The sequence below is a fragment of the Falsibacillus albus genome (assembly GCF_003668575.1).
Taxonomy (GTDB): Bacteria; Bacillota; Bacilli; order Bacillales; family DSM-25281; genus Falsibacillus; species Falsibacillus albus.
Genome location: NZ_RCVZ01000016.1, coordinates 25,649 through 49,148 on the forward strand (window position 1 = coordinate 25,649; position 23,500 = coordinate 49,148).

Below are 23,500 nucleotides of genomic sequence, written 5' to 3' on the forward strand. Positions count from 1 at the left end.
AAGGTTGATTTCCGCTGCAGGATACTCTCTTTTCGAGGGCCCTCACACGACGTGCCGAACTTAATCGAACATCCGTCTTTCCTCTCCTCGCTGCGGGGTCTCACCTGTCTAGCTCCAATCAACAACATATGATGAGTTATTTTAAAGAAAAACTGTTAAAAACAACAATCTTTGAGAAAAGAGCCTTACGTTAAAATCGGCATCAGGATTTTAACAATAATCTTTACGAAAATTGCCTTTATTAGACACAGCTACATTGGACTGCATATTTCAATATAGTGCCCATCCGGGTCTTCTACATATGCCACGAGCTGTCCCCATGGCTTTTCAGTCGCCTCAGACAAAATGGTTGTCCCTTCTGCTCTTAGCCTTTCCACCGTTCCTTTTACATCCTCCGTCACAAATCCTATTTCCAAAGTTTGAGGCACCTTGCCATCCGGAAGATCAAATCCTGTAATATCTTTTATCGATTCCCTTGTATTCAGAGACAATGTTGTTCCGCCTGTATCGAATTCCGTATATGTGCCTGCTTGCATCTTCAATGGAAGACCGAGTAAATCACGGTAGAAATATACTGATTTTTCTAAATTCTCTACATACAAAATGACATAGCCAAGTTTCATGTCCATATTATTCACCCCTTCTTATCCTCTTTTATCTTTTCAACAAGCCAGCTAAAAAACCTTTTTTATCTCTTTTAAACAATGGTTATGATATTACGGATATAACCCACACACCAGCCAGCTTGCTACAAATTTGTATTCCCCTTCTTGCAAGGTTTCAGTTCTTTTAAACATACACTGCTCACCATCGATAAAATAAATAAACGGGTCGTTATCCTGTATGGTCATTAGAAATTCATCCATGTTCTCTATGGCTTCTATTTTTTTGAATGAAATGGAAATTGAATGATAATTCTTATCTTGTTCAGCTTTATCGTATATGGTGTCATGATTCTTTTTCATAAAATCTTCATATAGGACTTCATCCGTCCAAATGCCCCAAATATGCGCTTCCCTTTCGTTTTTCCAACCGCCTAGCTGCCACATTAGTCCAGGAACGGATTGGATCTGCACCCACTCATCCTGTGACCTGGAAAATGCTTCTCTGCTCTCCTCATCAACGAAACAGGTTATATGCTTAATAAGCATTATTCTCCTCCATTAAATAAAAGTTATCAAATTTCATGCTGTTTTCACCCATATATTTTACTATGAAATGATTTAGATGTGGGAAGCTTTTTCAATTTTCAGTAATAAAAAAGATTTCTTTTCGTGGTTTGCCGCTATTCTTCAAAGATTGTGCGAGGTTCACTCCCGCTCAAATCAGCATCAAATTAAAATGGCTTCCAGAGAAAAACCGCTAACAAAACATCATTGAGGAAACGTATTAAAAAAACATCATTATGGAAGCAGTCATATACTTCTAAAATGATGTTTTTTATGGCCAGCTGCTGGATGCCCGGTTAACTTGGAAGCATCCACTCTTGCAGCTATTTAATAAATGCTTTCCACTCCCTGGATTTACGGTCAAAGACTATTTTTCCATCAATCGGCTGTGATTGGATGGTTTGATATTCTTCGTGCATCTCATCCATATCGGAAAAGTCACCGATTACCCAAACGGGGATTTCAATTTTCGCTCGGGACTGCTCTGCTTTTTCAACTGAGAAGACGATCCCTTCCTTCATATCTTCTATGAAAGGATAAAGAATTTCTTTCGGCATTACAGGGTATTCTTTCTTTTTCTTCAATCCAAAAAAGGTTTTCTCTGCTTTTTGCAAAGTGAGCTTTTGCGAGATGGAGTAGCCTAGCATGTCATAAAACTCATCAAAGGATCGAAAATACATTTTGTTAAACCAGCCGTCATCATGCGCCAGATAAACAAAACGATTGTTCAGCTTCCGATAAAAAGGATGACGTAAATGGTGTTTCACATGGCTTAAGTAAAGAAGTTCGGCAAGTTCCTGTCCATCAAGCTGGTTCAATGCTTCCTCTTCTTCGAAATCCACCCAGCAAAAATCCCCATACCCATAAACATCGTCTTTTATCAGTTTATTTATTTGGTCATGCTCCACGAATTCCATCAATGTATGTACGTTGTATTCCGTATCTTCAAATTGATGCTTCAGAAGCAAAAGCTTCGAAGGCGGCTCAGAGACACCGGCCATAAATTCTTTAAATTCGATCCCATAAGACAGGACATACTGTTCCGATTGGTGAACATGAATATATACAAGATTGCTTAATTCCTGGGAATGTTTCAAATACTTACCCTCCGAATCATCATTTCTCCAGAGAAGATTGTGCTTCCGTAAATTCAATGATTATAGTTTATATTCTATCAAAATTCATGAGAAGTCCATAATGTATTTTTTTCAATTATCCATTCCTCTTATTTAAACAGTTTTAGGTATTGTGGTACGTGAAAAGGGTAAAGTAGTAGTATATAATGAACTCATTATCGGATTTATCCAATCATTTTAGGAGGTGTACGCTTCACCCACTTGGGTGTTGCACATCATTGATAATCATTAACATTCTGACGTTAATCCTACTTATTGCTCTAACTGCCTTTTTTGTGGCATCTGAATTTGCCATTGTCAAGGTCCGGTCTTCAAGAATCGACCAACTCATTGCGGAGGGGAATTCAAAAGCAGAAGCCGCCAAAGAACTCATAACCAATTTGGACAGCTACTTATCCGCTTGCCAGCTCGGCATCACCATCACAGCTTTAGGACTTGGGTGGCTCGGGGAACCGACGGTGCAGGAATTGATCCATCCATTGTTCGGAACACTCCATATCCCAGAATCCATCAGCCATATCTTATCTTTTGTCATTTCATTCAGCGCTATCACCTTTTTGCACGTAGTGATGGGTGAATTGGCGCCAAAAACCTTTGCGATCCAAATGGCGGAGGAATTGACGCTTTTAGTGGCTAAGCCATTAATATTATTTTACAAAATCATGTACCCATTCATTTGGGTGCTTAATAGTTCAGCTCGCCTTGTAGCCGGACTATTCGGCTTGCAGCCTGCTTCGGAACATGACATGGCTCACTCTGAGGAAGAACTTAGGATCATCCTTTCCGAGAGTTATAAGAGCGGTGAGATCAATCAATCCGAATACCGCTATGTCAATCAAATCTTTGAATTCGACAACCGGCTGGCCAAGGAAATCATGGTTCCGAGGACAGAAATCGTCTCTTTCGAAAAAGACACGAGTCTAAAGGAAATCTTATCGACCTTACGCATAGAAAAATACACCCGCTACCCTGTTACTGATGGGGATAAGGATAATATCATCGGGATTGTGAATATGAAAGAGTTATTGACAGACTGTGTACACCAGCAATGTCCGGAAGATGAAACGTTATTGAAATATATAAAACCAGTAATCCGTGTGATCGAGACCATTCCGATCCATGACCTTTTGCTGAAAATGCAAAAGGAGCGGAACCACATGGCCATATTAGCTGATGAGTATGGCGGAACGGCTGGGATTGTGACGGTTGAGGATATTCTAGAGGAAATCGTCGGTGAAATCCGCGATGAATTTGATGCAGATGAAATCCCGCTTGTAAGGAAGCTTGGAGAAAATCATTTTATTTTCGATGCAAAACTTTTGATTCACCAGGTGAATGATCTGCTGGGCACCGATTTATCCGAGGATGAAGTGGATACAATAGGCGGCTGGCTGCTCACGCAAAAGTATGATCTTAAGCAGGGCGATGCGATTGAAGAAGGCTCATATATCTTTAAAGTCCATGAAATGGAAGGGCATCATATTTTATATGTTGAAGTCATGAAAAAACCAAAAGCTGACTAAAGAGGAACTCTCACCTTTTTGGTACAACCGTGCCAAATGCGTTGAAAAAAGCCTCAAGTCGGCTTTTTCTGCATGATTGGCGGAATATTCACGCCGCCCCATCATAAAATAATGTAAATCATGCATTGTCTAGCGATTGTTTGACTGTATTGTATGAATTACTTATAATATTGGTAATATTTTAAAGAACGTTGAGGTGGTAGGATGGGGCAGTCTGCAGCATCAGGGGAATAGCGAAATGTTTCCACATGGTTCAAGGACTATACTGCATCGTACACGAAAAAAAGTTTGTTTTTTATCGAAAGACTAGTTATATATTAATATTTTAATATTTTGGGAGGTGACTCCTTACCCGCTTTTTTAAAGCGCGTTAAGGAAAGTTATTTGGACATATTTAACTTAGTGCTTGTCGTCTTACTCATTGCACTTACTGCTTTTTTTGTCGCTTCTGAATTCGCCATTGTGAAGGTTAGAAGCTCAAGGATCGATCAATTACTTGAGGAAGGAAACAGCAGTGCAGTTGCAGCAAAACGTGTTATTACGAGCTTAGACGAGTACTTATCTGCTTGCCAGCTGGGTATCACCATTACAGCCCTTGGTTTAGGGTGGCTTGGGGAACCAACGATTGCGAGCATTGTTCATGCAATTTTTCAGAAAATGACCTTAACCTCTTCTGTTACACATATTCTATCGGTTGTGATTGCTTTTACAACCATCACTTTTCTGCACGTCGTGATCGGCGAACTTGCACCAAAGACGTTAGCTATCCAAAAAGCCGAAACGATCACCGTCCTATTTGCCAAGCCACTGATCGGATTCTATAAAATCATGTATCCATTCATTTGGACATTAAATACATCGGCAAGGCTGGTTACGAAGGTATTTGGGTTAAAGCCTGCTTCAGAACATGAAATTGCCCACTCCGAGGAAGAGTTGCGCATTATCCTCTCTGAAAGCTACAAGAGTGGAGAGATCAATCAGTCTGAATTTAAGTATGTAAATAAAATATTTGAATTTGATGACCGCATCGCCAAGGAAATCATGGTCCCCCGGACTGAAATTGTCTCGCTTTCAAAAGAAGATACACTGGACATTTTCCTTGATCTTGTAAGAGAAGAAAAGTTCACACGCTATCCGATCATAGATGGGGACAAGGACCATATCATTGGAATGGTCAACGTTAAAGAAATTTTCACAGATTTGATCAATAATATGGAACTTAATACACAATCATTAGAGTCTTATGTCCGTCCTATCATCCGGGTGATTGATTCCATCCCGATTCATGACCTGCTCGTCAAAATGCAAAAAGAACGTATTCATATGGCCATTTTGATGGATGAGTACGGCGGCACCTCGGGACTGGTGACCGTTGAAGACATCTTAGAGGAGATCGTCGGCGAAATCCGGGATGAATTCGATATGGATGAAGTCCCGCTGGTGAGAAAAATCACAGAGAATCATTATATCTTTGATTCAAAGGTACTGGTGAGTGAAGTGAACAACCTCCTCCACTTGGATATTCAAGATGAGGATATCGATACGATCGGCGGCTGGGTCTTAACTGAGAATTACGATGCCAAACAAGGCGATGCCATTTCCTTTGAAGAATATGAGTTCACGATTAAAGAAATGGAAGAACACCATATAAAATATGTTGAAGTTAAAAAGAAAATACATGTGAATGAGTCTTCATCACAGCAAATACCTTTAACAAAATCGGAAGCATTATCTTAAACCAAAGCGGGAATGCCTCTTTTGAAGCATCCCCGTTTTTTCATGCTCAGCAACAAATTTCTGTAACGAACTGGTATGATGGAAAGAGGCTTTTTAAAGATTGTTTGTTTTACATTCCTCTTTAAAATAGTCTCTGTTAAAGATATTAACCGCATAAGAAAACAACCTTAATAAATAATATGAATACGTGTGTAATAGAAGGTGAAGAAATGAAATGGATATTTTTTTTGCTGGTCCTTTTTTTGGTACTGACTGTTTGTTCTACTATGATCATAAGAATGTTTTCCATCGGAATCATTAAACAAGGAAAGCTGAGGAATGCAATTGCCCTTACGTTCGATGATGGCCCGGACCCATTATATACCCCGAAGCTGTTGGAAGTATTGAAAAAACACGGAGCCAAAGCCACGTTTTTTGTTGTCGGCAAAAAGGCTGCCACCTATCCCGAATTGATTCAGTTAATTCATCGGGAAGGGCATGTGGTGGGTATACACAATTATATTCATTTTCCGAATTGGCTCATTCCACCAAATGTATTAAAGAAGCATTTAAATAAATCAAAAATCATCATCAAAGACATCCTCGGGGCTGATCCCATTTATTACAGGCCGCCGTGGGGGATGTTCAACGCCTTTACTTTAATGGCTGCCAAAGGATTTCAGGTCATCATGTGGACTTCCATACCAGGGGATTGGAAAGAACGATTAGGGTCCAAGGAGCTTTTGAAGCGATTGATATCTGCCAGAAAAGAAGGTGCAATCATCACCCTTCATGATAGCGGCACCAGCTTTGGGGCAGATAGAGATGCCCCTCGTAATATGATTGAAGCTCTTGATCAATTTTTAGCTTTGGATCAATCAAAACAATATTCTTTTGTTACGGTTGAACAGCTGCTGCGATCGGGGGAGAAATGAGGTCCTAATGAGTGCACATTTTTTGGAACTTTTAAGTCAATACAGCTATCTTCTTATATTTATTATGGGGTTTTTCGGAATCGTCGGCATTCCCGCCCCTGAAGAAAGTTTGTTCGTTTATCTTGGGGTGGTTTCCAAGCAGGGAAACCTTTTCTTGTGGGGGTGCATCGCCGCCTCATCACTCGGCTCATTTACAGGTATGCTGACAGCCTATTTTCTTGGGGCAAAAATCGGGAAGCCCTTCATTATTAAATATGGCCGCTATTTAGGAATGAACTCCAAAAGGTGGAATTCATTCATGGACCACTGGAATATCAAAAAATCATTGCTTTTCGGATTTTTCATTCCAGGTGTCAGGCAGTTAAACCCTTATTTCGCAGGAATCGAACACCTCTCCTTCTTCTTGTTCGCCCTGTTTTCACTCATCGGCTCTGTCGTTTGGGTATCGGTATACACACTGTTGGGATTCTTCATCAGTACATATATTCCGATCCATCCGCTCATCATAACTTATGTAGGGATCGGTTTATTCTTATTGTTTATCGTACAAATGATCATAAGATGGCGAAAATCCTCCCATTCCAAAGAAACCGAATCTTAAGGGCAAGACGCCCTGGCTCGATTTCAGATGCTGATGTAAAGGAGTTAACTTAAGTTATGAAGGTCTTGGTCCTCCCGCTGTTTCAAATGCCGTCTGGCCATCATCAAGCAGCCGATGCAATGATTGAAGTGATGTCTTCCTTTCATGATGATGACATTACCTTTAAAAAAGTAGATTTTCTAAGTTATTGCCATCCGCCGCTCGAAAGAAAGGTATCCGGATTTTATTTGCACTGGATAACTGAAAATCCAAAGACTTACAGCCGTTTTTATAAGCTGTTCATGTTTTCGCGCGACCATGATCATGATTTTGTACAATCACTTTTTTTCTGGAACAGATATTTCGAATGGCGAATGGAGCAATTCATTCTTGAGGAAGACCCTGATTTGATCATCTGCACTCACTGCTATCCATCCAAGCTTTTGGACAGTTTAAAGCAAAGAATGAAACTATCAAGGCCTGTAATTAATGTATATACAGACTTTTTCATTAACGACATATGGGGCAAAAAAGCCATTGACTACCATCTTGCCCCCAATCAACAAGCTAAAGAGCAATTAATGGCTGAATTCCAAGTCCCGCAAGAACGCATCTTCGTAACAGGGATTCCTACATTTCCTGTTTATCACGCTCATCAGGCTGCCCCGCTCCCGGAAAAAAATTATATCCTTATTGCCGGTGGAAACAGCGGTTTAGGGAATATGTTTCCCTTCTTGAAGGAGATAACGGAAAAAGGAAATTCAACCTTTACCTATAAAGTCCTTTGTGGAAAAAACCGCAAGCTGTACAACAAAATATCCGAATTACAAAATCCTGATATCATCCCCCTTTCTTACATCGACAGTCCGGAAAAAATGAACGACTTATATAATGGAGCTCTGGCCATCTTAACAAAGCCAGGGGGCATCACCATCAGTGAAGCTTTGTCAAAAGCGCTCCCGATCTTTGTCCTGCACTCCCTGCCCGGCCAAGAGGAAATTAATAAACGGTACCTATTGAATAAAGGGCTTATTTTCGAATTAGACCTGAAAAAAAATATTGAAGGGCAGTTCACGCAAATCCTTTTCGATTCAAAGAAGCTGGCTGACCTCAAAAGCAGGATCGAGCTATGGAACAGCGAAAAGGACGCCTCGCTTTCTGAAGCATTGCTTTCCATCATTCATGGAGAAAGAGCTTATTTACCTTCAATTTCTCCTGTATAGCCTATTGCATTTTTTTCCAACCCTAGTATAATAACTCTTAATATTAGCGAAAAATCGATGAGGAAGAGAGTAGTCCACTGCATGGCCCAAAGCGAATTGGGGATGGTGAAAGCCCAATGGCGACCGTGTGATGAAGCGCACTTCCGAGATGCCAGTGTGTCTGGCCGGTACAGCCGTTATCAAATGAAGCGGGCTCGATCGTATGATGAGCCAATTAGAGTGGCAACGCGGGATATCCCCGTCTCTTTTATAGAGGCGGGGATTTTTGTTGTTATGAAAGTCACATTTACCATTTTCAAGGAGGGATTCATGTTGGATTTAAAAAAGATCTTCACAGAAAAATTATTGGCTGTTTTACCGGAGAGCCTGGAATACGATAGTGTTTACTCCATGATTGAGACGCCGAAGCACGCCAGCCTTGGCGACCTCGCCTTCCCATGTTTCCAACTGGCCAAAACACTCCAGGAATCTCCCGCTTCGATTGCTGCCGAGTTTTCCTCGAAGCTGCATTCACCATATTTTTCAAAAGTGATCCATGCAGGGCCATATGTGAATGTTTTCTTCGATCCTGCCAAAGCAGGGAGTCCAATCGTCAATCATGTTCTTGAAGAAGGGACTGAATACGGAAGTGGTGAAATTGGTTCAGGCAAAACGGTTGTTCTTGATATGTCATCTCCCAATATTGCCAAGCCTTTTTCCATGGGCCATCTTCGTTCAACTGTCATTGGAAACGCATTGGCTTCCCTTGCCGAAAAAAACGGCTACAGGCCCATTAAGATCAACTATCTTGGCGATTGGGGCACCCAATTCGGCAAGCTGATCGTCGCCTATAGAAAATGGGGCGATCCCGAGAAGGTAAAACAAAACCCGATTGGAGAACTATTAAAACTATACGTCCAATTTCACCATGAAGCAGAGCAATCCCCAGCATTGGAGGATGAGGGCCGGAAAGCTTTCAAGGATCTTGAAAGTGGTGAACCGGATCACCTTGAGTTATGGAAATGGTTCCGTGATGAATCATTAAAATCCTTCATGGAAATCTATGGCCTTTTGGGAATCACTTTTGATAATTTCCAAGGAGAAGCATTTTATAATGATAAAATGTCCGAAGCTGTTCAACTCTTAAAGGAAAAAGATCTTCTTGTGCAATCGGATGGTGCCGAGGTCGTCTTGATGGACGAGGAAGGAATGCCTCCTTGTTTGATAAAAAAATCGGATGGCGCCTCGCTTTACCCCACACGGGATTTAGCTGCAGCCATCTACCGCCAGCGGGAATACCAATTTGATCAAGCCCTTTATGTGGTTGGACAGGAACAGCGCGTCCATTTCAATCAAGTCTTCTCAGTGCTGAAAAAAATGGGATTCGAGTGGGCAGATGCTATGAAGCACGTACCTTTTGGACTTTATCTGAAGAATGGCAAGAAGATGTCCACACGTAAAGGCAGGGTTATATTACTAGAAAACGTGATCAAGGAAGCCATCGCACTTGCTCTTAAAAACATCAACGAAAAAAATCCCGACCTTCATGATGCTGAAAAAACCGCACGCGCCGTTGGGGTCGGTGCCATCATTTTTCACGATCTGAAAAATGATCGAATGAATAACATCGAATTTTCTTTATCTGATATGCTCACCTTCGAAGGTGAAACGGGACCATATATCCAATATACGCATGCGCGGGCACAGTCCATTTTGAGAAAAGCCCCTCCTTCTTATACATTTCATGGACTTGGCGATGAAGCAAGCTGGGAAGTCATCAAGCAGCTGCGCCTATTTCCGGAAACAGTCGAAAGATCCTACCTCTCTCTTGCACCTTCGGTTTTGGCAAAGTACTTAATCGATCTCTCAAAATCGTTTAATAAGTACTATGGGAAAGTGCGGATCCTGGAGGAGAATGATGAACTGACTTCAAGGGTCAGTCTCGTCAAAGCGGTCGCCATTGTTTTAGCTGAGGGATTGAGACTGCTTGGAATTGAAGCGCCGAATGAAATGTAGAAAGTAGTGCGGCTTGCTCGAACCATTTATTAAGGGACTCGCCTTTTGGCAAGTCCCTTGAATTATTGTACGGATCTTAGTGCTGCCCAAGGATCCCTTTTCTCATGGCATACCTCTCGCAGCTTTTAAATACCCATAGGCCAATCACTAAATAGAAGAGTGCATTTGCCGATAAGATCAAAAAATCAACGGAACCGAAATGTGATATGGAAACGTCCTCAACCATGATCGTCCTGACCATATCCACACCCTTCACAAATGGGGCAAATGCAAGATATGGCGCGAAGGAAAGCGAGACGAATGTCAATCCCATAAAAACAAACTGCAGGATCTGCAAAAATGCTTGTATCTGTTTGAAGATGATCGACATTCCCGCAATCATGAAGCTGACACCAAACATACTGATCAGCGTTAAGCATAAAATGGGCAATATGGACACAATGTCAATATTGAGCCAAGTACCAGTCGTCAGCATCGACACGTATAATAAAATGGTGATGATCATCAAATGCAGGCATGTACCGGAAATGATTCTTGCCAAAAGGATCCTCCATACACCCATCGGGGACATATAGAGCTGCTCCAACGTTCCGAGAGTGGCTTCGTTCGAAACAGCCCAGCCTATGTCCTGCATTGCCATCATCGCGAGATACCAGAATATATAATTCACAATGACATATTGGACATTCGTATCGATCGAGGATGGATCCCCCACAAACTTGATGCCGAAAAACATTGCCAGGAAAATGCAATAAAACGTGACCACCAAGCTGATGGTATTGGGGAGATACCTTTTGAGCATAATGGCTTCTCTTCTGAAATTAGCTTGTAGCAGATATAGCGACTTCATCCCTTATCTCCCCTTTCACAATTTTCATGAACACTTGCTCAAAATCAATCATCGTCCGGTCAATCTTTTCAATCGACTGCCCCATTTCCTTCAGCTGTTCGATGACAGCATAAAATTGATCACTCTGCTGAATCGTCACCTCAATCACAGACTGCTCTCCATCCCCCTCCATTCTTTTAGCCAAGTAGGTATGACTGAGCTGATCAAACTGTGCATCGGTCAACTTCCCTTGCAATGTGAAGCTGTATGCTTTCGTATCAAACAGGTCCAAGAGATTCTGTACATTCTCATCAGTGATGATCTTTCCACCGTTGACAATCACAACTCTTTGGCAAATGTCCTGGACGACCGGCATATCATGGGAGCTCAGTAAAATCGTCTTGTTTTCCCCTTTCGCGATTTCCGTCAAAAGCTTGCGGATCTCGTAGCTTGTTTCAATATCGAGTCCGAGCGTCGGTTCATCGAGAAAAATAATGTCCGTATCTGCAAGCAAAGCCACAGCAATCGAAAGCTTTTGCTGCATCCCCCTTGATAGTGTATTGACTTGTTCATGTGCTTTTCCCTTGAGATTGAAGCGTTCCAGAAGCTCATCAACCTTACTTGAAATTTCCTTTTTCGACATACCTCGATTTCCCGAGAAATATTCAAGGTTTTCTTTCACCGTTAATCGCCAATATAAGTTGCGATTCCCCTCTAAAACGACACTTAAATGCTTTAAAGCCTTCGAACGGTTAGCATTCATGTCGAATTCATTGATTTTGACGGTTCCCTCATTAGGGATGAGAAGACCGCACATCATCTTGATCAAGGTGGTTTTCCCTGCACCATTTGGACCGAGCAGGCCGACAACTTCCCCTCTTTTCACTTGAAGCGAAATTCCTTTTACTGCTTCGATTACTTCCTTTGACTTCTTCTTCGGATACCACTTTTTCACATTTTGAATATCAATGATATATTCCATATGACCTCCTATTGAGTTTGAATATTCTGATTTTATTATACACAAAAAAAGACCCATTGTTTTCCATCCAGAGACGGATACCCAATAAGTCTTTGATAAAAACTATTCATCATAGGGTGAAGGTGCGAGACTCCCAGGGAAGCGAGGAGATATATGGATTAAGTGAGCCAACATCGAACGACCTCACTTCGTGTGAGGTCCCCCGGAAACTAGCATCCTATCGCGGAGATCAACCTTGTACAAACACATTGAAAGTTGGCAGAAACTTTACGAAAAGACCTTTGAGAAAAAGCCTTTAATATTCGAAGTCACCTCTTAAAAATGAGACCTTCTTTTGCAAAGCGGATAGATGAGCAGGCGTTCCTTCTTCGTATACCTCTCCGTCCATATCGGCTTTCATTAGTTCTTGGGTTTCAATCTTACATTCCTTCGCTTGAATATGAATGACATTTGAGTCATCATGATTCCAATCCGGGGGTTCTTCACCGGTGATAAGATTTTTGAATAACTCGAAGCCTGCCTGGCGGATGATCAGGATATCCAGCATCCCATCATCTGCGCAGATTTTCGACAGAGGCAAACGATTGGTTCCGATAAAACATCCATTGGCCACTAAAATCATGACTGCTTCATCTTCGATCACCTGTTCATCACAAGTTATCTTGAACGAAAATGGCATTGCCTCCTTAACCGTTTGCAATGCACTGATATAGTAACTGATCTTCCCAAGCATATTCTTGGAAGAAGCGTTGATGTTTTCAGAAGCTTCGCTAATTAAGCCGATTCCCCAGAAATTCGAAAAGATCCGGTCATTCACTTTTCCGAGATCCATTTCTGCCACTTCTCCTGTCGATATTAGGCGGGATGCTTCAGATATATCCTGTGGAACTTTAAGGAGTCTGCTAAAATCATTGCAGGTGCCACTTGGTAAAACCGAGACCGTTGGCGGCGCATCGAGCTGGGCGATTCCATTCAGGCACTCATGGACGGTGCCATCACCGCCTAAAATAAAAACAATATCGTACCTGCTGCCGTGCTCTCTGCATAACCTTTCTCCATCCCCTGCTTTCTGCGTCCTCATCAAGGTCAATTCATCCAATTGCTCAGCCAATACGGGGACACAATCCTGCAGGTTTTTATTTAAACCTTTTCTTCCTGCTTTTCCATTAAAGATCAGCAGTCCTTTTTTAAAGGAATTCATTTCCGCTCCTCCCAATAAAACACTTTTTTAATAATGTTTCCTTTTTCATGAGAGGTCAAACTCGAAATTGTTTATTTTGGTGAGAAAAGCAAGGCTCAGCTCCAATCAACATCATATGATGAGTTACTTTAAAGAAAAACTGATAAAAACAACAATCTTTGAGAAAAGAGCCTTTCAAAAACATTAAGAATGCTATAAAAAAAGCTATCCCAAAGTGCCTTTGATCAGGCTTTGGGGATAGCTTCTTTATGCAGGATATTGATCATCCTCTTGGGAGTTCATCACAGCATTATATGCAAGCGACATTCTTCCTCTCATATAGGACTGTGGATCGTAGGGAATGTTTTCTCCCTTGAGCTTTTTTATTTCCATATCTGTGAACATCCCCAATGTGCGGCATATATGATCCAAAGCTTGTTTCAATGATTTTTCATCCCGAAAAAACTGTCTGCTCATACACGCATAGGATATTTCATCTGCTTGTCTGCGCATCTCCTTCAATGCCTCGAGGTCGAACATACTCCTATTCATACACATCCCTCCTTATTCTATGTATATCGCACAATTATCTTAAATATGAATCACACTTCTCTTCTACTCGAAATAAGCACAAAAAAACAAGCATCTATGTAGATGCCTGCTTAAGAATGAGCCTCCGGATAGTTCGGGATTGGCTTCATGTCATCTAATGCTTTTCTTAATTCTAGTCTAGATTTTGTCTTCGAGATTTTGACACCGATTTTTCCTAGTTGGGAAATCACGCGTTTGACCTGATCATGATCTCTTTTCAAGAAAGATCACCTCTTCAATTTTTATGCCGACTAAGACATATTATTTATTGTACCTAAAATCCGAGACATTGAATATGATATTTCCGACTTAATTTCTTGTTTTACTACTTCCCTGCTTACATACGTATCAAACCTCAAAAGGTTTCAAAACTTTAAAAATTCATTTCTTCTTTTCTTCAACTTCATTATCAAGGACAATCATTAATTTTCCCTTAAATAAAAATAAGAGTTTGTTAAAAACTGTTTTCGTATGGTACTTCTATTCATTACGTTCTTTTCGTAAAGTTTGTTGCTATTCATTAAAGGTTGTGTAAGGTTGATTTCCGCAGAAGGATGCTCGCTTTCCGAGGGGCCTCACAGGATGTGAGGTCGTTCGATGTTGGCACACGACTTGCCGAATTTGATCCAACATCCGACTTACCTCTCCTCGCTCCGCTGCGGGGTCTCACCTTGCCCGCTGATCCCTCCGGAGTCTCGCACCCATATGATGAGTTATTTTAAAGAAAAACGGTTAAAAACAACAATCTTTGAGAAAAGAGCCATTCATTATCAACCGCCGGTTATAAATCTACACCCCTGAATCTTTTATGCTTACGGTCGAAATATTCTTGCAGTCCGCTGCTGACCATGGAAAATGCAAAGATGGAGATCCCGATCGCGGCAGCACCTGTAAGTGGATACCAAGGATGTGACCATATATGGTCAAGAATCCGATTAAAAAAGACCGGCCAAATGTTAGAGGTATTTAGGGCTTCATAGGAACCGCCCAATTGAGAGACAAACTCGACACTGATGAAATAACTGACGACCCCCAACTGTCCAAGCAAGAAGATGACCTTGCCGATATCTGAAAAGAACTGTATGAAAATATGAGGTTGAAGAGGCGGCCAATAATAGCGGCGAAGCATTGACCAGCTTGTACACCCCGATACAATCCCAGCTTCGACATATGGTCTTTTAGAGACATCTAACATGGTGCTGTAAAAAAGTTCGGCAACCCTTCCCACATCTACAATCGCAATGATAAATATATACCATAATGCACGATTGCTTGAGAAAACGATGAACGGCAGGCCAACAATGAACACGACAAAGAAGATGGGCGGCATATAGGAAAAAAGACGATTCCATAAAAGAAGGAAATACCTCATACTTTTAAAATAAAAGCTGCTTAAGCCCAAAGGTATTGCCAATAGATAGCGAATCAAAACGATCCCAAGGACTGTCAGAAGCGTGTCTTTCGTGCCCAGCAGTACTTTGCTCAACAAATCCCTCCCTTTTGGATCAGATCCGATCGGATAATCCTTGGAAGGAGGAAAGGGCGGCAGTTCAAATCCGCCATCCGCTTTTTTCTTCATAACATGTTCTTTCATGGAAGCATCAACAAAAGGAAGATATGGAGCGGTAATGGCGGTGATAATCAGCAGCCCTAAAAGTAAAAGTCCAAAAATCAATGATTTATTCATGATTGCCCCACCCCGGATGAAGGAGGTGTGATCATGATTTTGAATACCTGCGAAATGGCATTTGACCCAAAAATCATGAGGGTGAAAAATATCGTGTACCCTGCTGCTGGTACGACATCGATGCCATGTTGAGCACCTATATAAAAGTTTGCTCCCCTGTCTAATGCGTTGAATAAATAATAGGCTGCCCCCCTGAAGTCGGTCAGTTTCTCCACAATGAATAAGTTGGAGAGCACATATAGAGTGATCGTGTTCGCATGGGCCAGAATTCTGGAGGCCGAGTTTTTCATGATATGGACATACAGAAGCCGCAGACTGGAGATCCCTTTCGCTTTCGCCGTGCGTATGTAATCCTGTCCCTGCTCATCCTGCAGACTCGCATTCGTGACATTGGCTATATAAAACACCGGATATATTGCAAGGAAGATTATCCCCATCACATAGTTATCCATTTTATCGCTCCCGAATAAATCCACATGGAAAAACAGCCCCTTGCTATAAAGGAACATAAGCCCAAGCTGGATGCAGATGATTAAAAAAAGATCAGGAAGCGAGAGCATCAGCCATGTTGAGCCCTCCCCCAAAAAGCTTAAGCGCATGTGCTTCATGCGAAAATCAAAAACTCCTTTCGCCACACCGAGCAAATAGCCAAACAGCAGTGCCGGAATGACAAGGAGCATGCTTTTCACGACTCTTTCAGATATGTACGACCACATCGTTTCCTCCCCGTTTATGCGCCCCAATCCTTTTTGATCTTTTATATATGCGAAAAAATTCTCCACGTTTTCTACGTGCTTTTTTAGTGTGTAATGATAGCTTGCACCAGCAAACTGATGCCCTCTCCCGGTTTTGTAGCTTGTATCAGCTGGAAGGAAAAGAATGCTTAAAAATAGGCATGTCGTCACCAGCCATAAGAGCAGCTGCACAACCAGCTTTCTTATATAAACCAACCCGCATCCTCCTGACTATTTTTTCAAGATATTACCATGATACATGAACCCCAGAGCGAAAGGAATAAGATTTCTGAATATTCCTTCATGAAAAACCAGCCCACCCCTTTAGGTGACAGGCACCTAAAGGGGTGGGCTGGTTGTTGTTTTGGGTTAAGTGCCCAGTTCTTCAACGTTTCCGTTGTAGATTTCTGTATCTAGTTCGTGTGTGACTTTGCTTGTGATAAGACCGGATGTCATGGCTCCGCTTACGTTAAGCGCCGTCCTTCCCATATCGATCAATGGTTCAACGGATATCAAAAGACCGGCCAAGGCCACCGGAAGATTCATGGTTGAGAGCACCAGAATTGCAGCAAAAGTCGCTCCACCACCTACCCCAGCAACCCCAAATGAGCTGATTGCTACGACTGCGATGAGCGTAAAGATGAATCCCGGTGTAAACGGATCGATTCCGACCGTCGGCGCAATCATGACGGCGAGCATCGCAGGATATATTCCTGCACAGCCGTTTTGGCCGATTGTCAGTCCCAATGATCCGGAAAGATTTGCGATCCCCTCCGAAACACCCAAGTGTTTTGTTTGCGTGCTGACATTGAGCGGCAGCGTCCCGGCGCTTGATCGGGAAGTAAAGGCAAAACTTAAGACCGGAAGCACTTTTTTCACATAGGTAACCGGGTTCAGTCCAAACAAACTCAACAGTATGAGATGGATGACAAATACAACAAGCAGCGCAAGATAGGATGCGATGACGAACGTCCCTAATTTATATATGGCATCAAAATCACTCGTGGCGACGGCTTTTGTCATGATGGCCAAGATGCCGAATGGCGTCAGGCGTAATACAAGCGTGACAACCCTCATAACTATAGAATAGAGGGATTCTACCAAAGACTTAAACGTATCTGCCTTGGATGGTTCTTTTTTTCGAACACCCAAAAAGGCAAGGCCTACAATGGCTGCAAATATGACAACAGCAATGGTTGAGGTCGGGCGCTGTCCGGTAAAGTCAAGGAATGGATTTGCCGGAAGCAGTTGAAGAACTTTTTGTGGGAAGCTTTGGTCCTGGATTTGGCTGTAGGTTTGTTCAAGCTGCTGTCCTCTCAGCTGCTCTGCATCCCCACTGTGGATCTGCACAGCTTCAAGATGGAAGCCGAATGTGGTGCTGATACCGACAGCTGCTGATATTGCTGTCGTCCCAATGAGTAAAAGCAGAATAAGCCCAGCAATTTTCCCTAGATTTTTTGTGAGCTTGAGTTTTGTAAAAGCAGATAAAATTGAAATGAAGACAAGGGGCATCGTGACCATTTGCAAAAGCTTCACATATCCGTAGCCGACAATATTGTACCAGTCAATCGAATGTGATAATTCCTCTGACGTTTTCCCATAAAACCATTGAAGCAAAAACCCAAACAGAAGACCGATCCCCAAGGCGGTGAACACTCGCTTGGAAAAGGAGACATTCTTCTTCTGCAGATAAATCAAGACTCCCGCAAGGACAAGGAACAAGAAAATATTCAGAATCACATACCATTCGTTCACCTTTCATTCCCTCCTCTGTTCTATTTGGCAAGCCGAGGAGTTCCCCCCTCACCCAAAATATATGCGGAAGATTGATGAATTTTACATATTGATAAAAATATGAGGGCTGTCCCAATTTACAGCTTTCCAAAGGAGTATGAAAGTAATGGAACAATCAAGCAATCATTACGGATCGGAAAAACCATCATGGGGTAATTTTGTTTGGGGCGTCTTTTTTACGTTCATTCTTGTCCCCATCCTCTCAGGCATCATTGTCGAAATTCCGAGCGAGCTCTATTCAGGGAAACTGCTGAATTCATTTGATTCTTTGACCAAAAGCTCGATTGCGGCGATGGACATGTTTGTGATGACGATATTAGAGCTTGCTATCACTTGCCTTTTTATTTATCGTTACAAACCCATACGTGAATTGATATTTCCCGCAGTCTCTTTCTCACCGTTCAAATTCAGAAAAACCTATCTGTACTTCGTCTTATCGTTTTTCATTATTTTCCTAGCCAATATCATACTTGATTATGTTTTCCCCTCTGCCACAAAGGAACAATTAAACAGTCTGAGCTTGGAAAATATTTGGTCAGAGCCCGGTATTATCATCTTTATGTCGATCATAACGACGTCATTTATCGTTCCTGTTTATGAGGAGGTCATTTTCCGCGGCATCATCCTCCGATTTTTTCACAGCCGCTTTTCGTTCTCGACCAGTGCCATTTGTTCAAGCTTCCTCTTTGGTGCAGCCCATTTTTACTCCATTGGCATCATGATATCTGCCTTTCTTGCAGGTCTGATCCTATCGATTTTATATCGAAAAACGAATTCCATCCTCCCGGGAATCTTGTTTCATATGATCAATAATTTACTATCCTATTTCGTCAGTTGATTGACTTTTCGGAATTCATTGGCAAATTTTGTGATATAATTTCACTGAAATTAATTTTTTACTTACATTGGAGGAATTCGCATGCAAAAAATGATTAAAACACTTCCAAACCGAGAAGGAGGAGTGGCTTGATAGCTTAGGGCATAAAATCACTCCTGCTTCTTCCTATTTAACATCTCAAAAATCATTAGGAAGTAGGAGAAAACTTGAAAAAGACAATCGCATCTCATAACATAGGGGTTTTATTTTGGGCACAATTCTTTGGAACGGTAAGCTTTCTGCAGCCGGTCATCACTCTTTTTTATATGGAAAGAGGATTGGATCCCGGCAATATATTCATTGTGATGATGTTTTGGAGCGGAGCCGTATTGATCGGCGAGGTTCCAACAGGAGTCTTCGCTGACAGATTCGGACCAAAAGTGTCTTTCATCACAGGTTCGACCATTAAAATGCTTAGCATTTTCATCTTGTTTTTTGCAAAAGAGCCATGGGTGTTCTTCCTCTACAGCGCATTGAACGGACTTTCCGTCACGTTCTTTTCAGGCGCAGACGAGGCCTTGGTCTACGAATCTTTGAAAATCACAGGAGAACAAGGGGCAATGGACAAGGCCATGGGGAAAATACAATCTGCAGGATTCATTTCTATGATTGCAGCTGTCCTATTCGGATCATACTTTGCAAAAGATCTTCAAAATCACGAATTCATCATTCTCATCGCTTTAGGGCTTGTTTTTCAGTTCATCGAGCTGATTCTACTGTTTTTCATACGAAAACCAGACGTTGACATCCAATATCGCGAAAATCCGTTTCATCAGATCGGGGAAGGTGTCCAAGCCATCAAGAAAGCTCCTCAGCTTCTCGTGATGTTTTTAAATATTACACTTGTTTTCATTCCAGCAGGCGCGGTCTTCAGTAACTTCGATCAACCGTTTTTAACCGGGGCAGGGCTGCCTGTCTATATGATCGGTGTTATTTATTCGATTGCGGCATTCATTGCATTCGCAGCGTCAAGATCGATCGGCTGGATGACGGGGAAGTATTCAAGGATCTTTTTATTGAACCTTACAGGTGCTGCGGCTGTTGGAGGACTATTGCTCGCAGTCATTTCCGGCAACAATTTATTAATGGCGCTCGTCTCATTTTTCATACTTAGATTCGTCAGGGCGATCCGCTATCCGATTTACTCCCAGCTCAGCAATGATTTGATTCCATCAGATGTTAGGGCGACCAGCATCTCCCTGTTGTCCATTTTAGACTCGGTATTCGACTTATTGATTTTCGGGTCATTTTCAATAATCGCTGTCTATGGGCTGTCCAAAATCTTTATGGCCTGCGCAGTCATTGCCTGTCTTGGTGCACTGCTGCCGATCCGTCGGTCCCGGTCCACCAGATCACTTTCAGGTGTAAAGATAGAGAAATAAATGACGAAAGGCTAAACGCAAGCAGAAATGCTTTAGTTTAGCCTTTTTTTAATACTTTACAATATTGACACATATTTAAAATTTTGCAGAAGGATTCCTGCCTGACAAAAGTTAATTTTATTAAAAGGAGGTGATCATATGAATCACAGCACATATGTAAACTGGGGTGGCCATCCCATTAAATTAACCTGGATTCCATCCAAATCGCTTCCAAACCTAGAAAAAGTGACCAGTGTCCATGGATATTGCTTTCATGAAGGAAAACTCCTTTTAGTACTAATTAAGGACCGGGGCTACAATGTTCCCGGCGGACATATCGAACCCGGTGAATCACCGGAAGCAACTCTTTTACGCGAAGCTCATGAAGAAGGCTATGTAAAAGGGAACTCCTCTTTTATCGGAATGCTTGAAGTCAGCCACGAGGAAAATCCTCATTTTGACCCTCTAGGAAAATATCCATTGATCGGCTATCAGCTATTTTACCGAATGGATATTGATGAGGTCCTGCCCTTCCAGAGGGAATACGAGTCGATCGCAAGGATTTGGGTCGAGCCTGATCAGCTTCCATACGTCATTGATGATCATGAATTGTCAGCGTTGATCCTGAAGGAAGCGATGTTGGTTCGCCTTCCTTGAGCCTCAACCAAAGTACTCCTTCATATCTTTTTGAATGAATCTGCACCCCGTTGGCAACGAAGCCTTTTCGACTTGAACCTGCAAACGATTAAGCAGCGGCATGAGCAGTTCCCGATTGGTTTGGTCAATCATAAATTCGAACCCGTACTCGAAAATGTCATTGGCTGCTTCTTCCCTCCATACGATCCTGCCATCCTCTACGTTTTCATTTTCCTATTTCAGGGAATAGATACCTATCTTAAACAATGAGGTGATTGGAATGTTCAACACGACATTCAGCGAAACATATGTGGCATCGTATTTAAAAACAAAAATGAACGATTATGAAAAAAAGATGGAAAAGGAAGATTTAAGCGAAGATGACAAAATGCTGATCAAGGGGAAAATGGAAGCCTATCAAGAGTTTTTGGATCACTTCGAGCTCGACCGATACGAATTGAAAGAAGAGAAAAAATAAGTGTAAAGGAACGATTCGTCATAAAGAATCGTTCCTTTTTTCTTGCGCTCTTTTCGTAAAGTTTGTTTCTATTCTTCATCAAAAGACAAATTTATGCGAGTTTGCGGCGGAACGGTACCGATGTTAAGGCGATTCCATCACTAAACTTATTTTCACCATCACTTCCGGGTATTTCTCCATCACTTCTGGGGATATTTCCATCACTTCCCCGGATTTCTCCATCACTTCCGGCGATATTTCCATCACTATCTATTTTCTACACTTTTCGCAGTATTACCAAAAGTGATTTCCTATTTCATATTCTTTCGCCTCTGGACAAGCCGGCTCCGCTTTTCTAATGACATTTGTCATCTTGTTTTTATGACATCCTCTACTAAATAAATGAGCTTTCGCGTTATACAATTTATGTAAGAAATACGGAGGTGCTGAAATGAATGAAATTCTTGCTGTGAATAAGCTATCAAAAGTTTTTAAAGAAAATAAAGCAGTCGATGATGTTTCTTTTCAGATTCGCAAAGGGGAAATCGTTGCCCTTTTAGGACCGAACGGTGCGGGGAAAACAACGACAATTTCCATGCTGCTTGGATTGATAAAACCGACAAACGGTGATGTTAAAGTGTTTAATCGCCTTCCAACGGATAAAAAGGTTCGAGAGCAAATCGGTGCAATGCTTCAGGAGATCAGCGTCATGGATCGTGTGAAGGTAAAGGAGCTGCTTTCCCTGATAAGAGGGTATTATCAAAACCCCTTTTCCCTTAACGAACTGATCGAAATGACAGGCTTTAATGAAAAACAACTGCAGCTCCTGACGGATAAACTGTCCGGAGGGCAAAAGAGACGCCTCGGATTTGCATTGGCTCTTGCCGGAAATCCCGACCTGCTCATCCTTGATGAACCGACTGTAGGAATGGATATATCCGCAAGGCAAAAATTTTGGGAATCCATTAAGCGTTTGTCCGCTCAAGGGAAGACTGTGGTTTTTACAACACATTATTTGCAGGAAGCCGATGATACGGCCGATCGCATTCTCTTATTTAATAAAGGAAGAATTGTCGCAGATGGCAAACCAAAGGATCTCAAAGCAAAGCTCGCCAAAAAAGTTATCTCTTTCGAAATGAATCCTTCCATCCAGATCGAACTTCTTGAACAGCTTCCTGAGATTTCAAATATTACCCGAATGCATAACCGATTGTACATCCAGACCAATGATACAGATGCCGTATTATATATGCTGTTCAATGAGAACATGCAGCCGAGGGACATCCAAATCGAGAGTGGTAGATTGGAAGAAGCATTTGAAGAATTAACGAAGCCATTACGGGAGGTTATTTAATTGAATATATTTGCAAGGCAATGCACAATTGAGATCCTGCGAATCTTAAGGAACCCTTACTATGTCTTTTGGTCATTGGCAATGCCCATCGTCTTTTATTTTATCTTCACCAAAGTCGTCAATACCAACATACCGGACGTTTCTTTATGGCAAGCTCACTATCTTATGTCCATGACCACGTTCAGCGTAATGGGATCAGCCATATCCACCCTCGGTATCCGGATGGTGCAGGAACGTGCTCTTGGATGGACGACATACATTCAAATCACACCCCTTCGAGACAGTGTTTATTTTATGGGAAAAATGGTCGGACAGTCGATGATCCATCTTTTTAGCATCACAGTTATCTTCATTGCCGGATTTTTGATCAATGGGGTTTCCCTCAGCTTGTATGAGTGGATCATGTGCGGGCTATGGATATTGGCAGCTTCCATTCCATTCCTTGCATTAGGAACGTTGATCGGGGCGATGAAAAGGGCCGATACAGCAGCCGGCATCAGCAACTTATTATTTATGATCCTGGCCATTACAGGGGGCATGTGGATGCCGATGGACGCAATGCCGAAGCTGATGAGACAAATTGCCCAATGGCTCCCTTCCTACAACTTCGGGAGCGGCGCATGGGAAATCATCCGCGGCCACTCGCCGCAATGGAAAAATATTCTTGTTTTAGCCTCTTATTTACTTCTGTTCATGGTACTATCAATATATATAAGAAGAAAACAAGAAGTGGTGTGAGGA

The 23,500-nt window shown here is 42.0% G+C and carries 24 protein-coding genes and 1 other annotated feature; of the genes, 12 read left to right on the forward strand and 12 right to left on the reverse strand.

Annotated elements, in window-relative coordinates; genetic code table 11:
* Window positions 1-251: 251 nt before the first annotated feature.
* The 3 genes from D9X91_RS18295 to D9X91_RS18305 form a co-directional block, all read right to left on the reverse strand.
* Window positions 252-629: a VOC family protein gene (locus D9X91_RS18295; RefSeq protein WP_121682094.1), complete on the reverse strand. Its 378-nt coding sequence runs from the start codon at window positions 627-629 to the stop codon at window positions 252-254.
* Window positions 630-716: 87 nt separating this feature from the next.
* Window positions 717-1,151 (reverse strand): DUF4937 domain-containing protein, encoded by a 435-nt coding sequence (locus D9X91_RS18300; RefSeq protein WP_121682095.1) that lies wholly within the window; start codon window positions 1,149-1,151, stop codon window positions 717-719.
* Between the two features lie 341 nt (window positions 1,152-1,492).
* Complete coding sequence (locus tag D9X91_RS18305; protein WP_121682096.1) at window positions 1,493-2,266, reverse strand: hypothetical protein; 774 nt, start codon at window positions 2,264-2,266, stop codon at window positions 1,493-1,495.
* A gap of 257 nt (window positions 2,267-2,523) precedes the next feature.
* Here D9X91_RS18305 and D9X91_RS18310 point away from each other — a divergent pair, with 257 nt between their 5' ends.
* The 6 genes from D9X91_RS18310 to argS all read left to right on the forward strand — a co-directional run bounded on the left by D9X91_RS18310 (window position 2,524) and on the right by argS (window position 10,277).
* Window positions 2,524-3,828 (forward strand): hemolysin family protein, encoded by a 1,305-nt coding sequence (locus tag D9X91_RS18310; RefSeq protein WP_121682097.1) that lies wholly within the window; start codon window positions 2,524-2,526, stop codon window positions 3,826-3,828.
* A 384-nt stretch (window positions 3,829-4,212) separates the two neighbouring features.
* Window positions 4,213-5,565 carry a hemolysin family protein gene (locus tag D9X91_RS18315; protein WP_121682098.1) on the forward strand — a complete coding sequence of 451 codons (1,353 nt, stop codon included), beginning with the start codon at window positions 4,213-4,215 and terminating at the stop codon, window positions 5,563-5,565.
* 209 nt (window positions 5,566-5,774) lie between these two features.
* Window positions 5,775-6,479 (forward strand): polysaccharide deacetylase family protein, encoded by a 705-nt coding sequence (locus D9X91_RS18320; protein WP_121682099.1) that lies wholly within the window; start codon window positions 5,775-5,777, stop codon window positions 6,477-6,479.
* Window positions 6,480-6,486: 7 nt separating this feature from the next.
* Window positions 6,487-7,080 carry a DedA family protein gene (locus D9X91_RS18325; RefSeq protein ID WP_121682100.1) on the forward strand — a complete coding sequence of 198 codons (594 nt, stop codon included), beginning with the start codon at window positions 6,487-6,489 and terminating at the stop codon, window positions 7,078-7,080.
* Between the two features lie 56 nt (window positions 7,081-7,136).
* Window positions 7,137-8,282: an MGDG synthase family glycosyltransferase gene (locus tag D9X91_RS18330; RefSeq protein WP_121682101.1), complete on the forward strand. Its 1,146-nt coding sequence runs from the start codon at window positions 7,137-7,139 to the stop codon at window positions 8,280-8,282.
* A 48-nt stretch (window positions 8,283-8,330) separates the two neighbouring features.
* Window positions 8,331-8,531 (forward strand) — a binding site (T-box leader).
* A 63-nt stretch (window positions 8,532-8,594) separates the two neighbouring features.
* A complete protein-coding gene (gene argS, locus D9X91_RS18335) occupies window positions 8,595-10,277 on the forward strand; it encodes an arginine--tRNA ligase (protein ID WP_407644209.1) in 1,683 nt (560 codons plus the stop codon).
* A gap of 76 nt (window positions 10,278-10,353) precedes the next feature.
* On the opposite strand, the gene D9X91_RS18340 is transcribed toward argS, so the two are convergent.
* From D9X91_RS18340 to D9X91_RS18370, 8 genes are all read right to left on the reverse strand, one after another.
* The gene (locus D9X91_RS18340) at window positions 10,354-11,127 is read right to left on the reverse strand and encodes an ABC transporter permease (protein ID WP_121682103.1); all 774 of its coding nucleotides are present in this window, start codon (window positions 11,125-11,127) and stop codon (window positions 10,354-10,356) included.
* The gene (locus tag D9X91_RS18345) at window positions 11,099-12,088 is read right to left on the reverse strand and encodes an ABC transporter ATP-binding protein (RefSeq protein ID WP_121682104.1); all 990 of its coding nucleotides are present in this window, start codon (window positions 12,086-12,088) and stop codon (window positions 11,099-11,101) included. Before D9X91_RS18345 ends, D9X91_RS18340 begins: the two co-directional genes overlap by 29 nt.
* A 295-nt stretch (window positions 12,089-12,383) precedes the next feature.
* Window positions 12,384-13,289 carry a diacylglycerol/lipid kinase family protein gene (locus D9X91_RS18350; protein ID WP_121682105.1) on the reverse strand — a complete coding sequence of 302 codons (906 nt, stop codon included), beginning with the start codon at window positions 13,287-13,289 and terminating at the stop codon, window positions 12,384-12,386.
* A gap of 246 nt (window positions 13,290-13,535) precedes the next feature.
* Window positions 13,536-13,820: a hypothetical protein gene (locus D9X91_RS18355; protein WP_233569845.1), complete on the reverse strand. Its 285-nt coding sequence runs from the start codon at window positions 13,818-13,820 to the stop codon at window positions 13,536-13,538.
* Window positions 13,821-13,930: 110 nt separating this feature from the next.
* Entirely contained in the window at window positions 13,931-14,080 is a 150-nt protein-coding gene (locus D9X91_RS22605) for an Lmo0850 family protein (protein WP_158598366.1), read from the reverse strand.
* Between the two features lie 560 nt (window positions 14,081-14,640).
* Complete coding sequence (locus D9X91_RS18360) at window positions 14,641-15,546, reverse strand: ABC transporter permease subunit (RefSeq protein ID WP_121682106.1); 906 nt, start codon at window positions 15,544-15,546, stop codon at window positions 14,641-14,643.
* Window positions 15,543-16,496, reverse strand: a complete 954-nt coding sequence (locus D9X91_RS18365; RefSeq protein ID WP_121682107.1) for an ABC transporter permease subunit — start codon at window positions 16,494-16,496, stop codon at window positions 15,543-15,545. The genes D9X91_RS18360 and D9X91_RS18365 overlap by 4 nt, the downstream gene beginning before the upstream one ends.
* Before the next feature lie 153 nt (window positions 16,497-16,649).
* Window positions 16,650-18,035: an L-cystine transporter gene (locus D9X91_RS18370; RefSeq protein WP_121682108.1), complete on the reverse strand. Its 1,386-nt coding sequence runs from the start codon at window positions 18,033-18,035 to the stop codon at window positions 16,650-16,652.
* A 145-nt stretch (window positions 18,036-18,180) separates the two neighbouring features.
* On the opposite strand from D9X91_RS18370, the gene D9X91_RS18375 reads away from it, so the two are divergent.
* The 4 genes from D9X91_RS18375 (at window position 18,181) to D9X91_RS18390 (ending at window position 21,426) form a co-directional block, all read left to right on the forward strand.
* The gene (locus tag D9X91_RS18375; protein ID WP_158598367.1) at window positions 18,181-18,912 is read left to right on the forward strand and encodes a CPBP family intramembrane glutamic endopeptidase; all 732 of its coding nucleotides are present in this window, start codon (window positions 18,181-18,183) and stop codon (window positions 18,910-18,912) included.
* 206 nt (window positions 18,913-19,118) lie between these two features.
* Entirely contained in the window at window positions 19,119-20,333 is a 1,215-nt protein-coding gene (locus D9X91_RS18380) for an MFS transporter (RefSeq protein ID WP_121682110.1), read from the forward strand.
* Between the two features lie 138 nt (window positions 20,334-20,471).
* Complete coding sequence (locus tag D9X91_RS18385) at window positions 20,472-20,969, forward strand: NUDIX hydrolase (protein ID WP_121682111.1); 498 nt, start codon at window positions 20,472-20,474, stop codon at window positions 20,967-20,969.
* Window positions 20,970-21,228: 259 nt separating this feature from the next.
* Complete coding sequence (locus D9X91_RS18390; RefSeq protein ID WP_121682112.1) at window positions 21,229-21,426, forward strand: hypothetical protein; 198 nt, start codon at window positions 21,229-21,231, stop codon at window positions 21,424-21,426.
* Window positions 21,427-21,549: 123 nt separating this feature from the next.
* On the opposite strand, the gene D9X91_RS23065 is transcribed toward D9X91_RS18390, so the two are convergent.
* Window positions 21,550-21,672 (reverse strand): hypothetical protein, encoded by a 123-nt coding sequence (locus D9X91_RS23065; RefSeq protein ID WP_267900822.1) that lies wholly within the window; start codon window positions 21,670-21,672, stop codon window positions 21,550-21,552.
* 184 nt (window positions 21,673-21,856) lie between these two features.
* Here D9X91_RS23065 and D9X91_RS18395 point away from each other — a divergent pair, with 184 nt between their 5' ends.
* Both D9X91_RS18395 and D9X91_RS18400 read left to right on the forward strand, forming a co-directional pair.
* On the forward strand, window positions 21,857-22,759 hold the full coding sequence (locus D9X91_RS18395; protein WP_121682113.1) for an ABC transporter ATP-binding protein: 903 nt from the start codon (window positions 21,857-21,859) through the stop codon (window positions 22,757-22,759).
* A complete protein-coding gene (locus tag D9X91_RS18400; protein ID WP_121682114.1) occupies window positions 22,760-23,497 on the forward strand; it encodes an ABC transporter permease in 738 nt (245 codons plus the stop codon).
* The last annotated feature ends 3 nt before the right edge of the window (window positions 23,498-23,500 follow it).

Bases quoted from the DNA above. Each gene is read 5' to 3' on its own strand.
- D9X91_RS18295 (WP_121682094.1), bottom strand. From the start codon at position 629: ATGGACATGAAACTTGGCTATGTCATTTTGTATGTAGAGAATTTAGAA.
- D9X91_RS18300 (WP_121682095.1), bottom strand. From the start codon at position 1,151: ATGCTTATTAAGCATATAACCTGTTTCGTTGATGAGGAGAGCAGAGAA.
- D9X91_RS18320 (WP_121682099.1), top strand. From the start codon at position 5,775: ATGAAATGGATATTTTTTTTGCTGGTCCTTTTTTTGGTACTGACTGTT.
- D9X91_RS18325 (WP_121682100.1), top strand. From the start codon at position 6,487: ATGAGTGCACATTTTTTGGAACTTTTAAGTCAATACAGCTATCTTCTT.
- D9X91_RS18330 (WP_121682101.1), top strand. From the start codon at position 7,137: ATGAAGGTCTTGGTCCTCCCGCTGTTTCAAATGCCGTCTGGCCATCAT.
- D9X91_RS18340 (WP_121682103.1), bottom strand. From the start codon at position 11,127: ATGAAGTCGCTATATCTGCTACAAGCTAATTTCAGAAGAGAAGCCATT.
- D9X91_RS18345 (WP_121682104.1), bottom strand. From the start codon at position 12,088: ATGGAATATATCATTGATATTCAAAATGTGAAAAAGTGGTATCCGAAG.
- D9X91_RS18350 (WP_121682105.1), bottom strand. From the start codon at position 13,289: ATGAATTCCTTTAAAAAAGGACTGCTGATCTTTAATGGAAAAGCAGGA.
- D9X91_RS18355 (WP_233569845.1), bottom strand. From the start codon at position 13,820: ATGAATAGGAGTATGTTCGACCTCGAGGCATTGAAGGAGATGCGCAGA.
- D9X91_RS18360 (WP_121682106.1), bottom strand. From the start codon at position 15,546: ATGAATAAATCATTGATTTTTGGACTTTTACTTTTAGGGCTGCTGATT.
- D9X91_RS18375 (WP_158598367.1), top strand. From the start codon at position 18,181: ATGGAACAATCAAGCAATCATTACGGATCGGAAAAACCATCATGGGGT.
- D9X91_RS18385 (WP_121682111.1), top strand. From the start codon at position 20,472: ATGAATCACAGCACATATGTAAACTGGGGTGGCCATCCCATTAAATTA.
- D9X91_RS18390 (WP_121682112.1), top strand. From the start codon at position 21,229: ATGTTCAACACGACATTCAGCGAAACATATGTGGCATCGTATTTAAAA.
- D9X91_RS18395 (WP_121682113.1), top strand. From the start codon at position 21,857: ATGAATGAAATTCTTGCTGTGAATAAGCTATCAAAAGTTTTTAAAGAA.